We start from the raw sequence: 14329 nt of genomic DNA, 5'->3' as shown, positions 1-14329 counted from the left end.
TTACGACTTAATATACTGCGTTCTCAGCTACGACCCACTCGGGTAGCTCGGTAGTCAAAGTAACGCGATGAAATGGTTTAAGAGTGATAGAAAAGAGTATTTCGAGAAGTGTTTCAACTTCTCATTCTAAATAATAGTGTTGCATGAACTGTCCTATGTTCGGGGCAGACAGAGTGGGTCGACTTTTCAGCGAGCTGAGGAACCCTATGGTTTACTCCTATACCGAGAAAAAACGTATTCGTAAGGATTTTGGTAAACGTCCACAAGTTCTGGACATACCTTATCTCCTTTCTATCCAACTTGACTCGTTCCAGAAATTCATCGAGCAAGATCCCGAAGGGCAGCACGGTCTGGAAGCAGCATTCCGTTCTGTTTTTCCAATTCAGAGCTACAGTGGCAATTCGGAGCTGCAATACGTTAGCTACCGTCTTGGTGAACCTGTATTTGATGTTAAAGAGTGCCAGATCCGTGGTGTGACCTATTCCGCACCGCTACGCGTTAAGCTGCGTCTGGTAATCTATGAGCGCGAAGCTCCTGAAGGTACGGTCAAAGACATCAAAGAACAAGAAGTCTACATGGGTGAAATTCCACTCATGACCGAAAACGGTACCTTTGTCATTAACGGTACTGAGAGGGTTATCGTATCTCAGCTACACCGTAGCCCTGGCGTATTCTTTGACAGTGATAAGGGTAAAACCCATTCATCGGGTAAAGTGCTGTACAACGCACGTATCATCCCTTACCGCGGTTCATGGTTAGATTTCGAGTTTGACCCGAAAGACAACCTGTTTGTCCGTATTGACCGTCGTCGTAAATTGCCTGCAACCATCATTCTGCGCGCATTGAGTTTCACCACTGCACAGATCTTGGATCTGTTCTTCGAGAAAGTGGTCTTTGAGATTCGTGACAACAAGCTGCAGATGGAATTAGTTCCAGAGCGCCTGCGCGGTGAAACGGCATCCTTTGATATTGAAGCGAATGGCAAAGTTTACGTCGAGAAAGCGCGTCGTATTACTGCGCGTCATATTCGCCAGCTTGAAAAAGACGGCATTGATCGCATCGAAGTTCCGGTTGAATACATTGCTGGTAAAGTGGTTGCAAAAGACTATATCGATACGAACACCGGTGAGCTTATCTGTGCAGCCAACATGGAGCTGTCACTGGATTTACTGGCTAAACTGAGCCAGTCTGGCCACAAGCATATCGAAACATTGTTCACCAACGACCTGGATCACGGTGCTTATATCTCCGAGACCCTGCGTGTTGACCCAACCAGCGATCGTTTGAGCGCCTTGGTTGAGATCTACCGCATGATGCGTCCTGGTGAGCCACCAACACGTGAAGCTGCTGAAAATCTGTTTGAGAACCTGTTCTTCTCTGAAGACCGCTATGATTTGTCAGCGGTTGGCCGGATGAAGTTCAACCGTTCCCTGCTGCGTGACGAAATCGAAGGTTCCGGTATCCTGAGCAAAGAAGACATCACCGAAGTGATGAAAAAGCTCATCGATATCCGTAATGGTCGCGGCGAAGTGGATGATATCGACCACTTGGGCAACCGTCGTATTCGTTCCGTTGGTGAAATGGCTGAAAACCAGTTCCGTGTAGGTCTGGTTCGTGTTGAGCGTGCAGTTAAAGAGCGTTTGTCTCTGGGTGACCTCGACACTCTGATGCCTCAGGACATGATCAACGCCAAGCCGATTTCGGCGGCGGTGAAAGAGTTCTTCGGTTCCAGCCAGTTGTCACAATTTATGGACCAGAACAACCCGTTGTCTGAGATTACGCATAAACGCCGTATCTCTGCATTGGGCCCGGGCGGTTTGACCCGTGAACGTGCTGGCTTTGAAGTTCGAGACGTACACCCGACTCACTACGGTCGCGTATGTCCAATCGAAACGCCAGAAGGTCCAAACATCGGTCTGATCAACTCCTTGTCTGTCTACGCACAGACCAACGAGTATGGTTTCCTGGAAACACCTTATCGTCGCGTACGCGATGGTGTGGTGACCGATGAAATTAACTACCTGTCTGCTATTGAAGAAGGCAATTTCGTTATCGCTCAGGCGAACTCCAACCTGGACGAAGACGGCCGCTTCATTGAAGACTTGGTCACTTGTCGTAGCAAAGGCGAATCAAGCCTGTTTAGCCGCGACCAAGTAGACTATATGGACGTTTCCACTCAACAGGTGGTGTCTGTTGGTGCTTCTCTGATTCCATTCTTGGAACACGATGACGCCAACCGTGCATTGATGGGTGCGAACATGCAACGTCAGGCGGTTCCTACTCTGCGTGCTGATAAGCCGCTGGTGGGTACTGGTATGGAACGTGCAGTAGCGGTTGACTCAGGGGTAACCTCTGTAGCCAAACGTGGCGGTACGGTTCAATACGTAGATGCATCCCGTATCGTTATTAAAGTTAACGAAGACGAAATGTATCCGGGCGAAGCAGGCATTGATATTTATAACCTGACCAAATACACCCGTTCAAACCAGAACACCTGTATCAACCAGATGCCGTGTGTGAATCTGGGTGAGCCAATCGAGCGCGGCGACGTGCTGGCAGATGGCCCATCAACAGATCTGGGCGAACTGGCATTGGGTCAGAACATGCGCGTAGCGTTCATGCCTTGGAACGGTTACAACTTCGAAGACTCCATCTTGGTCTCCGAGCGCGTGGTACAAGAAGATCGCTTCACCACCATCCACATTCAAGAACTGGCATGTGTGTCCCGTGACACCAAGCTGGGGCCAGAAGAGATAACGGCTGATATCCCGAACGTGGGTGAAGCTGCACTGTCCAAACTGGATGAGTCCGGTATCGTGTATATCGGTGCTGAAGTGACTGGCGGCGACATTCTGGTTGGTAAGGTAACACCTAAAGGTGAAACCCAACTGACGCCAGAAGAGAAGCTGTTACGTGCGATCTTCGGTGAGAAAGCGTCTGATGTTAAAGACTCTTCTCTGCGTGTACCAAACGGTGTTTCCGGTACGGTTATTGACGTACAAGTCTTTACTCGCGACGGTGTAGAAAAAGATAAACGTGCGTTAGAAATCGAAGAGATGCAACTGAAGCAGGCTAAGAAAGACCTGACTGAAGAGTTGCAGATCCTGGAAGCGGGCCTGTTTGCACGTATCCATGCAGTACTGGTTTCTGGTGGCATCGAAGCTGACAAGCTGAGCAAGTTACCACGTGATCGTTGGCTCGAACTGGGCCTGACCGACGAAGACAAGCAAAACCAACTGGAACAGTTGGCAGAGCAGTACGACGAAATGAAATCCGAATTCGAGAAGAAGATGGATGCCAAGCGTCGTAAGATCACCCAAGGTGATGATTTGGCACCAGGCGTGCTGAAGATCGTCAAGGTGTATTTGGCGGTTAAACGTCAGATTCAACCGGGTGACAAGATGGCCGGTCGTCACGGTAACAAAGGTGTTATCTCCAAAATTAACCCGATCGAAGATATGCCTTACGATGAAAACGGTACGCCGGTAGACATCGTTCTGAACCCGCTGGGCGTACCATCGCGTATGAACATCGGTCAGATTTTGGAAACCCACTTAGGGATGGCAGCGAAAGGCATTGGCGAGAAAATCAACGCCATGCTGAAGAAGCAGGAAGAAGTTGCCAAACTGCGTGAGTTCATCCAGAAAGCCTACGATCTGGGCGACAACGTTTGTCAGAAAGTTGATCTGAGCACCTTCACCGATGACGAAGTATTGCGTCTGGCTGAGAACCTGAAAAAAGGTATGCCAATTGCAACACCAGTCTTCGACGGCGCGACAGAGAAAGAGATCAAGGAACTGTTACAGCTAGGTGGTCTGCCAACTTCTGGTCAGATTACTCTGTTTGACGGCCGTACCGGCGAGCAATTTGAACGTCAGGTTACTGTCGGCTACATGTACATGCTGAAACTGAACCACTTGGTTGATGACAAGATGCATGCGCGTTCTACCGGTTCTTACAGCCTGGTTACTCAGCAGCCGCTGGGTGGTAAGGCTCAGTTCGGTGGTCAGCGCTTCGGTGAGATGGAAGTGTGGGCGTTGGAAGCTTATGGCGCCGCGTACACATTGCAGGAAATGCTTACCGTCAAGTCCGACGATGTAAACGGCCGTACCAAGATGTACAAAAACATCGTGGATGGCGATCACCGTATGGAACCAGGCATGCCGGAGTCCTTCAACGTATTGTTGAAAGAAATCCGCTCGCTGGGCATCAATATCGAGCTGGAAGAAGAGTAACTCTTCGCCAGACGGCAGACTCTTACAGCCGGGAGTCTGCTGGTGGTTCGCACTGGTCACAGGGGCGCTCAAATTTCGTTTTGAGCGCCTATCAGGTCTAACTCCGACAGGAGCCAATCCGTGAAAGACTTATTAAAGTTTCTGAAAGCGCAAACTAAGACCGAAGAGTTTGATGCGATCAAAATTGCTCTGGCATCGCCAGACATGATCCGTTCATGGTCGTTCGGTGAAGTTAAAAAGCCGGAAACCATTAACTACCGTACGTTCAAACCAGAACGTGACGGCCTTTTCTGTGCCCGTATCTTTGGCCCAGTAAAAGATTACGAATGCCTGTGCGGTAAGTACAAGCGTTTGAAACACCGTGGTGTTATTTGTGAGAAATGCGGCGTTGAAGTGACTCAAACCAAAGTGCGCCGTGAGCGTATGGGTCACATCGAACTGGCTTCTCCAACTGCGCACATCTGGTTTCTGAAATCGCTGCCATCCCGCATCGGTTTACTGCTGGATATGCCATTACGTGACATCGAACGTGTACTGTACTTCGAATCCTATGTGGTTGTTGAAGGCGGTATGACCAACCTGGAACGTCGTCAGATCCTGACTGAAGAGCAGTATCTGGACGCGTTGGAAGAGTTTGGTGATGAGTTCGACGCGAAAATGGGCGCCGAGGCGATTCAGGCCCTGTTGAAAAACATGGATCTGGAAGCTGAGTGCGAGATCCTGCGTGAAGAATTGAACGAAACAAATTCTGAAACCAAGCGTAAGAAGCTGACTAAGCGTATCAAGCTGCTGGAAGCGTTCGTACAGTCTGGCAATAAGCCAGAGTGGATGATCCTGACCGTGCTGCCTGTGTTGCCGCCAGATTTGCGTCCATTGGTTCCGTTGGATGGTGGTCGTTTTGCGACTTCTGATCTGAACGATTTGTATCGTCGCGTGATCAACCGTAACAACCGTCTGAAGCGCCTGCTGGACTTGGCGGCTCCTGACATCATCGTACGTAACGAAAAGCGTATGCTGCAAGAAGCAGTAGATGCATTGCTGGATAACGGCCGTCGCGGTCGTGCGATTACCGGCTCTAACAAGCGTCCGTTGAAGTCACTGGCTGACATGATCAAAGGTAAGCAAGGTCGTTTCCGTCAGAACTTGCTGGGTAAACGTGTTGACTACTCAGGTCGTTCGGTTATCACCGTTGGTCCATACCTGCGTCTGCATCAGTGCGGTCTGCCTAAGAAAATGGCTCTTGAGCTGTTCAAACCGTTCATCTACGGCAAGCTGGAATTGCGTGGTCTTGCTACCACCATTAAAGCCGCCAAGAAGATGGTTGAGCGTGAAGAAGCTGTGGTTTGGGATATCTTGGATGAAGTTATCCGCGAACACCCAGTGCTGCTGAACCGTGCACCAACCCTTCACCGTTTGGGTATCCAGGCGTTTGAACCGGTTCTGATCGAAGGTAAGGCAATCCAGTTGCACCCATTGGTTTGTGCGGCATATAACGCCGACTTCGATGGTGACCAAATGGCTGTTCACGTACCGCTAACACTGGAAGCTCAGTTAGAAGCGCGTGCGTTGATGATGTCTACCAACAACATCCTGTCACCAGCGAACGGCGAGCCAATCATCGTTCCTTCTCAGGACGTTGTATTGGGTCTGTATTACATGACCCGCGACTGTGTTAACGCCAAAGGCGAAGGCATGGTTCTGACTGGCCCGAAAGAAGCTGAACGTATTTATCGTGGTGGCCTGGCATCGCTACATGCTCGCGTAAAAGTGCGTATTACTGAAGAAATTCGTAATGTCGAAGGCGAAAGCATTACGCGTACCAGCATCATCGATACGACAGTTGGCCGTGCTATTTTGTGGATGATCGTCCCGAAAGGCCTGCCTTACTCTATCGTGAACCAGCCGCTGGGCAAGAAAGCTATCTCCAAGATGCTGAACACCTGTTACCGCATCCTGGGCTTGAAGCCAACGGTTATCTTTGCTGACCAGATCATGTACACCGGTTTTGCTTACGCAGCACGCTCAGGCGCCTCTGTAGGTATCGATGACATGGTTATCCCAGAAGCGAAAGCAGGGATCATCGAAGAAGCTGAAACTGAAGTTGCCGAGATCCAGGAGCAGTTCCAATCTGGTCTGGTAACCGCAGGCGAACGTTATAACAAAGTGATCGATATCTGGGCCGCGGCTAACGAACGTGTTGCCAAGGCGATGATGGATAACTTGTCGGTAGAAGATGTTGTCAACCGTGACGGCGTTGTCGAACAGCAAGTGTCATTCAACAGCATCTTTATGATGGCCGACTCCGGTGCGCGTGGTTCTGCTGCACAGATTCGTCAGCTGGCAGGGATGCGTGGTCTGATGGCCAAGCCAGATGGTTCGATCATTGAAACGCCAATCACTGCGAACTTCCGTGAAGGTTTGAACGTACTTCAGTACTTCATCTCAACCCACGGTGCGCGTAAAGGTTTGGCGGATACCGCATTGAAAACTGCGAACTCCGGTTACCTGACCCGTCGTTTGGTTGACGTGGCACAGGATCTGGTGGTAACCGAAGACGATTGTGGTACCCATAACGGTATCGTGATGACCCCGGTTATCGAAGGTGGTGATGTTAAAGAGCCACTGCGCGATCGCGTTCTGGGTCGTGTGACTGCAGAAGAAGTTATCAAGCCGGGTACGGCTGATATTCTGGTTCCGCGTAACACCCTATTGGACGAAAAATGGTGTGATCTGTTAGAAGAAAACTCCGTCGACAGCGTTAAAGTTCGTTCAGTAGTAAGCTGTGAAACTGACTTTGGTGTGTGTGCAAACTGCTATGGTCGCGACCTGGCACGTGGTCACATCATCAACAAAGGTGAAGCAGTTGGTGTTATTGCAGCGCAGTCAATCGGTGAGCCGGGTACCCAGCTTACGATGCGTACGTTCCACATCGGTGGTGCGGCATCTCGTGCGGCAGCAGAGTCCAGCATTCAGGTTAAGAACAAAGGCAGCTTGAAACTGAGCAACGTCAAGTTCGTTACCAATGCAGCGGGCAAGCTGGTTATTACTTCTCGTAATACCGAGCTGAAGCTGATCGACGAATTCGGCCGTACTAAAGAAAGCTACAAAGTGCCTTACGGTGCTGTAATGGCTAAAGGCGATGGCGCAGAAGTCCAGGGCGGCGAAACCGTTGCTAACTGGGATCCGCACATCATGCCAGTTGTGACCGAAGTGAGCGGTTTCATTCGCTTCGCGGACATGGTTGACGGCCAGACCATTACCCGCCAGACCGACGAACTGACTGGTTTGTCTTCTCTGGTAGTACTGGATAGTGCAGAGCGTACCGGTAGCGGTAAAGACCTGCGTCCGGCACTGAAAATCGTTGACGCCAAAGGCGACGATGTATTGATCCCAGGTACTGATATGCCTGCTCAATACTTCCTGCCAGGTAAAACGATTGTACAGCTGGAAGATGGCATTCAGATCGGTGCGGGTGATACCCTGGCGCGTATTCCTCAGGAATCAAGCGGTACCAAGGATATTACCGGTGGTCTGCCACGTGTTGCTGACTTGTTCGAAGCACGTCGTCCGAAAGAGCCTGCAATCCTGGCTGAAATCAGCGGGATCATCTCGTTCGGTAAAGAGACCAAAGGCAAACGTCGTCTGGTTATCTCACCGTTGGATGGTAGCGATGCATACGAAGAGATGATTCCGAAATGGCGTCAGCTCAACGTGTTCGAAGGTGAAATTGTAGAACGCGGTGACGTGGTCTCCGATGGCCCAGAATCTCCACATGACATTCTGCGTCTGCGTGGCGTTCACGCAGTTACCCGTTACATCACCAACGAAGTGCAGGAAGTTTACCGTCTGCAAGGCGTTAAGATTAACGATAAACACATCGAAGTTATCGTTCGTCAGATGTTGCGTAAAGGCACCATCGTTGATTCAGGTAGCACTGACTTCCTGGAAGGCGAGCAGGCAGAAATGTCTCGCGTTAAAATCGCTAACCGTAAGCTGGCAGCCGAAGGCAAAATCGAGGCTACGTTCACGCGTGACCTGCTGGGTATCACCAAGGCATCCTTGGCGACCGAGTCCTTCATCTCTGCGGCTTCGTTCCAAGAAACCACGCGCGTTCTTACTGAAGCGGCAGTTGCCGGTAAACGTGATGAACTGCGTGGCCTGAAAGAAAACGTAATCGTGGGCCGTCTGATCCCAGCCGGTACCGGTTACGCTTATCATCAGGATCGTGCACGCCGTAAAGCTCTGGGTGAAGTTCCCGTTGTACCGCAAGTTAGCGCGGATGAAGCAACGGCTAACCTGGCTGAATTGCTTAACGCCGGTTTTGGTAACAGCAAAGACTAATCTCTTTGTTGTTCACCAACGTAAAAACCGCTCCTTACGGGGCGGTTTTTTTTTGCTTTTTTTAGGATTTAAACGGCCGGTTTATTGCAGAGAACGCCCTAAATGGCGATCCCAATCCTTCCACACCGGCTGTAACCCCGCCTGTGTCAATGCCAGTGCTACCTGCTCCGGTGTGCGATTATCATGCGGAGCAAATTGCTCAAGTTCTGGATGATTATCTGCATACCCACCAGGCTGAGTTTTGGAACCCGCACTGACATTATTAATCGCGACCGGAATGACATTGTCGCGGAAGAAAGGTGATTCACGGGTAGATAGCGACAGTTCCACATCCGGGGCAAACAATCTAAAAGCACAGATCAATTGCAGCAGTTGCGGCTCACTCATCAGAGATGCTGGCTCGATACCGCCCGCACAAGGTCGTAGTCGTGGAAACGAAATAGAGTAGCGACTTTGCCAATAGGTCTGTTGCAGATAAAACAGATGCTCCGCCAGCATATAACAGTCCGTGCGCCAACTATTAGACAGCCCGATCAACGCACCTAGTCCGATCTTGTCGATCCCAGCCCGACCGAGACGATCTGGGGTTGCCAGTCGCCAGTGAAAATCTTGCTTGTGCCCGCGCAAGTGATGTTGCTGGTAAGTCGCTGGGTGATAGGTTTCCTGATAAACCATCACACCGTCTAATCCCAACGTTTTTAGCTCCGCATACTCTTCTTGCGCCAATGGTTGAACTTCCATCATCAGTGAACTGAATCGACTACGGATGACTGGGAAGTGACGACGAAAGTAATCCATTCCTACTTTTGCCTGATGTTCACCAGTGACCAGTAGCAGATGTTCAAAGCCTAGCGCTTTGATAGCATCACACTCACGGATGATTTCTGCTTCATCTAAGGTTTTGCGCTTGATGCGATTGCTCATCGAGAAACCACAATAAGTGCAATCATTAGCACACAGATTAGAAAGGTAGAGCGGCACATAAAAACTCACCGTGTTACCAAAACGCTGGCGGGTTAATTGTTGAGCCTTCTGCGCCATCGGTTCGAGATAAGCCAGTGCTGCGGGCGAAATCAACGCCATTAAGTCGTCGCGATTCGGTTTGACGGCATTAATGGCCCGTTCAACATCAGCGGCGGTTTTACTGTTAATACGCAGAGAAATATCATCCCAATCTAATTGTTGCCAGTGTTGGCTGAAATCTTCAGACATGATGCTCCTCCTCTAACTGGCTGAGAAAGCCAGTCAGTGGGCTGGTGGCAATGGCCTTGCCAAACTGTTGGTTGCCAAGCCCCGCCTGACGCGCCAATTCACCGGATTCAACCGCCAAACGGAAAGCATGCGCCATGTGTACGGGTGAGCGTGCCACGGCAATTGCGGTATTGACCAGCACGGCATCAGCTCCCAATTCCATTGCCTCAAGCGCATGGCTTGGCGCACCAATTCCAGCATCGACTACCACGGGCACTTTGGCCTGCTCGATAATGATTTGCAGAAAGTCGCGGGTACGTAAGCCCAAATTTGAGCCAATAGGTGCACCCAATGGCATGACGGCAGCGCAGCCTGCTTCTTCCAGCCGCTTGCACAATACCGGGTCCGCACCACAGTAAGGCAAAACAACAAATCCCTCTTTCACCAGTATTTCGGCGGCTTTCAGGGTTTCTATTGGGTCAGGCAGTAAATACTTCACATCGGGATGAATTTCCAATTTTATCCAATGGGTACCCAGCGCTTCACGCGCCAGACGGGCGGCAAATACAGCCTCTTGCGCAGTTTTGGCCCCCGAGGTATTAGGCAGCAAACGCACACCTAATTGTTGCAAGGGCGCAAGAATTGCATCGTTCCCTGCCCGTAAATCAACCCGTTTCATCGCCATAGTAATCAGTTGTGACCCCGAGGCGCGCAATGCTTCCAGCATTAGTTCCGGGGTGGAGAATTTTCCCGTACCGGTAAATAAACGTGAGGTAAAAGTGGTATCGGCGATCTTCAGCATGTCAGCCCCCGGCAATCGCTTGGAATAGCAAAATGTTATCACCCGCGTGTAACTGGTATTTTTCCCAGTCAGTGCGGGGGACGATGACCTGATTAACCGCCAGAGCCGTACCCGGCTGGTGGCGTTTGAGCTGATTGAGCAGCATTGCAGCGGTGATATTGCTCACCACTTCTAATGGCTGATCATTGAGCACAATCTGTATATGACCCGTTTTCACTGTGCACCTCCGCAGGCAGGGCAATGCTTCGCCCGAGTCAGTTGCAGGGTGCTCCAGCTCTGCTGCTTGCCATCGAATAAGCGCAATTTCCCACTCAGTGCCGACGGCAGCCCTGCCAATATCTTGATGGCTTCCAGTGCTTGCAAGGTACCAATGACGCCGACCACCGGCCCCAATACGCCAGCAGTACGACAATTACGCTGCGGCAATTCCTTATCGGGATAGAGGCAGGCGTAGCAGCCTTGAGAATAAGGCGGCTCAATGACCAGCAGTTGCCCGCTGAATCCCACGGCACTGCCGCTGATTAATGGCTTTTGTGCGGTGATACAGGCTGCATTTACCTGATGGCGCGTCTCCATGTTGTCGCTGCAATCCAGCACTAAATCAGCGTTAGCCACGGCATCAGCCAATGCCGTACCTAACAGCCGAGTATCAAATGGGATAACCTCAATCAATGGATTGAGGCTTTGCAAATGACGCTGGGCTAACCGTGCTTTACTTTGGTTAGCGGAGGATGTTTGGCTGATATCTGTGGTGCGATACAGGATCTGGCGCTGTAAATTGCTCAGTTCCAGTTGGTCATCGTCGGCCAGTAATAACTTACCGACACCGGCTGCCGCCAGATAGAGCGCAGCAGGCGAACCAAGGCCGCCAAGACCGATAATCAGCACACAGGCACTTTTCAGCTTCAACTGGCCCTCAGGGCCGATATCCTCCAGTAATAACTGGCGGCTGTAGCGCAAGAATTCGCTGTCACTCAACTCATGCTTGTTTGTCATCAGCCAGCTCCTTGCCCTCAATCAGGTGCAGTAATTGTGCTGTTGCCTGCTGCCAATCGTCACTCAGGGTAATAGCACTGACGACCGCTACACTACCGACACCCGTGGCCAGGACCGCCGGTACGCGCTCAATGCTGATGCCGCCGATGGCAACTGTCGGGTAGTCTGGCGTGTTGTCGACCATCTGCTTGAGTACCGTCAACCCTTGTGGTGATGACGGCATTTGCTTGGTTTGTGTGGGGAAGATGTGGCCCATGGCGATATAAGAGGGCCGGACAGCTTTAGCTATCGCCAGTTCCTGCTCATCATGGGTTGATACGCCCAGCCGTAATCCAGCTTGCTGAATCGCGGCCAAGTCGGCTGTTTCCAGATCTTCCTGACCCAGATGAACACCATAGGCACCATGCTTAATCGCCAGCCGCCAATAATCATTGATAAATAAGCGTGCCTGATAGCGTTTGCCTAACGCTATGGCAGCGGCAATGCCTTGTTCTACCTGCGCATCATCTAACTCTTTGATACGTAGTTGTATTGTGGTTACGCCTGCGGCAAGCAGGCGCTCTATCCAAAGTAGGCTATCGACGACGGGATAGAGACCAAGACGCTGTACCGTCGCAGGGAAACCTTTCTTTGCAGAAAATGAGGCATGATTAGACAGGTTCATTATTGGCCTCGCTCTTGAGGTTAACGGGGCTGTGATACAGCTCGCTGCCGCGAGAGCGGAACTCCGCTGACATCTGTTCCATACCTGATTGTAAAATTTCGATCGGTTGGGCTGCTGTTTCTTGTGTCGCTGCTAGCTCTTGCGCCACAGCCTGTTCTTGCGTAGCGGCATAGTCGCGGACTTCCTGAGAGATTTTCATCGAGCAGAATTTCGGCCCGCACATTGAGCAGAAGTGGGCCACTTTGCCGGACTCCTGCGGTAGGGTTTCGTCGTGATAGGCTCGTGCGGTTTCTGGATCAAGCGCCAGATTGAACTGATCTTCCCAGCGGAATTCAAAGCGCGCTTTCGACATGGCATTATCGCGGATCTGCGCACCGGGGTGGCCTTTGGCCAAATCTGCGGCATGGGCGGCGATTTTATAAGTAATAAGTCCTTGTTTCACATCCTCTTTATTAGGCAGGCCAAGATGTTCTTTCGGTGTGACGTAACACAGCATGGCACAACCGAACCAGCCAATCATGGCCGCCCCAATACCTGAAGTGAAATGATCATAACCCGGCGCAATATCCGTAGTTAGCGGGCCTAAGGTATAGAATGGTGCTTCATGGCAGTGTTCCAACTCTTCGGTCATATTGCGGCGAATCATCTGCATCGGCACATGACCGGGGCCTTCAATCATCACCTGCACATCATATTCCCAGGCGATTTTGGTCAATTCACCCAAGGTATGCAGTTCAGCGAACTGGGCTTCATCATTGGCATCCTGAATGGAACCAGGGCGTAGGCCATCACCCAGTGACAGTGAGACATCATAGGCCGCACAGATCTGGCAGATTTCGCGAAAATGCTGATACAGGAAGTTTTCCTGATGATGGGAAAGGCACCACTTCGCCATAATTGAACCACCACGGGAGACGATACCGGTCAAGCGTTTGGCGGTCATCGGTACATAGCGCAACAACACACCGGCATGGATAGTAAAGTAATCCACCCCTTGCTCGGCCTGCTCTAACAGTGTGTCACGGAACATTTCCCAGGTTAGGTTCTCGGCCACACCATTTACTTTTTCCAGCGCCTGATAGATAGGAACGGTACCAATAGGGACCGGGCTGTTACGTAGGATCCATTCACGGGTTTCATGGATATAGCGGCCAGTGGACAGGTCCATCACGGTATCGGCACCCCAGCGGGTTGACCACACCAGCTTTTCTACTTCTTCTTCGATGGAGGAGGTCACCGCAGAGTTACCGATATTGGCGTTCACTTTCACTAAAAAGTTACGACCAATAATCATCGGCTCAGATTCTGGGTGGTTTATATTGGCGGGAATGATAGCTCGGCCCGCCGCCACTTCCTGACGTACAAATTCAGCCGTGATATTTTCTGGCAGGTTAGCGCCAAAAGCCTGTCCTGGATGCTGCTGGCGTAGTACCTCACCACGAATACGTTCACGGCCCATATTTTCTCGCAGCGCGATAAACTCCATCTCTGGCGTGATGATACCCTGACGGGCGTAATGCAGTTGGGTGACGCATTTGCCTGTGATGGCTTTCTTCGGGTGTGGCAGATGCTCAAAACGCAAATGATCCAAGCCTTCGTCGGCCAAACGTTGTTGGGTGAAGCCAGAGCTGACAGAGGTCAGTGCGGCGCTATCCTGGCGTTCAGCTATCCAGCTATCGCGTAATTTGGGTAACCCGCTGTGAACATCCAGTTTGGCATTTGAGTCACCATATGGGCCGGAAGTGTCATACACCGGGATGGCTTCGTTATCTTCATAGCGTGGTGCGTCTTTGCCACCGCCAATCAGTGTCGGACTGAGCTGGATTTCGCGCATCGGTACCAGAATATCTGGCCGTGAGCCTTGTAGGTAAATACGTTGGGAGTTGGGGAAAGTGACACCTTGCAAAGTATCAATAAACTGTTGAGCTTGTTCACGTTGTTGTTTACGTGGAATAGGTTTACGTGGGCGTGATGAACTTTTAGTGGTTGTATTATTAGACATAGCAATTCCTACCAGTGTGGTTTATAGGGAAAATTGCTTGTCTGGAGCTTGGCGGGAGTAACGATGTTGGCCAGTAACCGGCAGCTACCTGTAAGGAT

8 protein-coding genes are annotated in these 14329 nt (G+C 50.9%); 2 read left to right on the top strand and 6 right to left on the bottom strand.

Annotated features, from left to right (window positions below):
• Nucleotides 1–206: 206 nt before the first annotated feature.
• Nucleotides 207–4235, top strand: a complete 4029-nt coding sequence (rpoB, locus tag V1955_RS20600; protein WP_083162047.1) for a DNA-directed RNA polymerase subunit beta — start codon at nucleotides 207–209, stop codon at nucleotides 4233–4235.
• Nucleotides 4236–4355: 120 nt separating this feature from the next.
• Nucleotides 4356–8576 (top strand): DNA-directed RNA polymerase subunit beta', encoded by a 4221-nt coding sequence (rpoC, locus tag V1955_RS20595; RefSeq protein WP_005192331.1) that lies wholly within the window; start codon nucleotides 4356–4358, stop codon nucleotides 8574–8576.
• Nucleotides 8577–8657: 81 nt separating this feature from the next.
• On the opposite strand, the gene thiH is transcribed toward rpoC, so the two are convergent.
• Genes thiH through thiC form a run of 6 tightly spaced genes read right to left on the bottom strand, consistent with a single transcriptional unit; the run spans nucleotide 8658 to nucleotide 14231 of the window.
• Complete coding sequence (gene thiH / locus V1955_RS20590; RefSeq protein WP_083162055.1) at nucleotides 8658–9788, bottom strand: 2-iminoacetate synthase ThiH; 1131 nt, start codon at nucleotides 9786–9788, stop codon at nucleotides 8658–8660.
• Nucleotides 9781–10569 carry a thiazole synthase gene (locus V1955_RS20585; protein ID WP_442821352.1) on the bottom strand — a complete coding sequence of 263 codons (789 nt, stop codon included), beginning with the start codon at nucleotides 10567–10569 and terminating at the stop codon, nucleotides 9781–9783. Before V1955_RS20585 ends, thiH begins: the two co-directional genes overlap by 8 nt.
• Before the next feature lies 1 nt (nucleotide 10570).
• Complete coding sequence (thiS, locus tag V1955_RS20580; RefSeq protein WP_442821351.1) at nucleotides 10571–10786, bottom strand: sulfur carrier protein ThiS; 216 nt, start codon at nucleotides 10784–10786, stop codon at nucleotides 10571–10573.
• Nucleotides 10783–11565 carry a HesA/MoeB/ThiF family protein gene (locus V1955_RS20575; protein ID WP_050313018.1) on the bottom strand — a complete coding sequence of 261 codons (783 nt, stop codon included), beginning with the start codon at nucleotides 11563–11565 and terminating at the stop codon, nucleotides 10783–10785. The genes thiS and V1955_RS20575 overlap by 4 nt, the downstream gene beginning before the upstream one ends.
• Nucleotides 11549–12229, bottom strand: coding sequence for a thiamine phosphate synthase (gene thiE / locus V1955_RS20570; RefSeq protein ID WP_420073057.1), 681 nt, complete (start codon nucleotides 12227–12229; stop codon nucleotides 11549–11551). Before thiE ends, V1955_RS20575 begins: the two co-directional genes overlap by 17 nt.
• Nucleotides 12216–14231, bottom strand: a complete 2016-nt coding sequence (gene thiC, locus V1955_RS20565) for a phosphomethylpyrimidine synthase ThiC (RefSeq protein WP_442821350.1) — start codon at nucleotides 14229–14231, stop codon at nucleotides 12216–12218. Before thiC ends, thiE begins: the two co-directional genes overlap by 14 nt.
• Nucleotides 14232–14329 lie beyond the last annotated feature (98 nt).

Source organism: Yersinia sp. 2545 StPb PI, from assembly GCF_052217125.1.
GTDB classification, from domain to species: domain Bacteria; phylum Pseudomonadota; class Gammaproteobacteria; order Enterobacterales; family Enterobacteriaceae; genus Yersinia; species Yersinia enterocolitica_E.
Note: the sequence above shows the minus strand (reverse complement) of the source record. Positions and strands in the feature narration are given on the sequence as shown.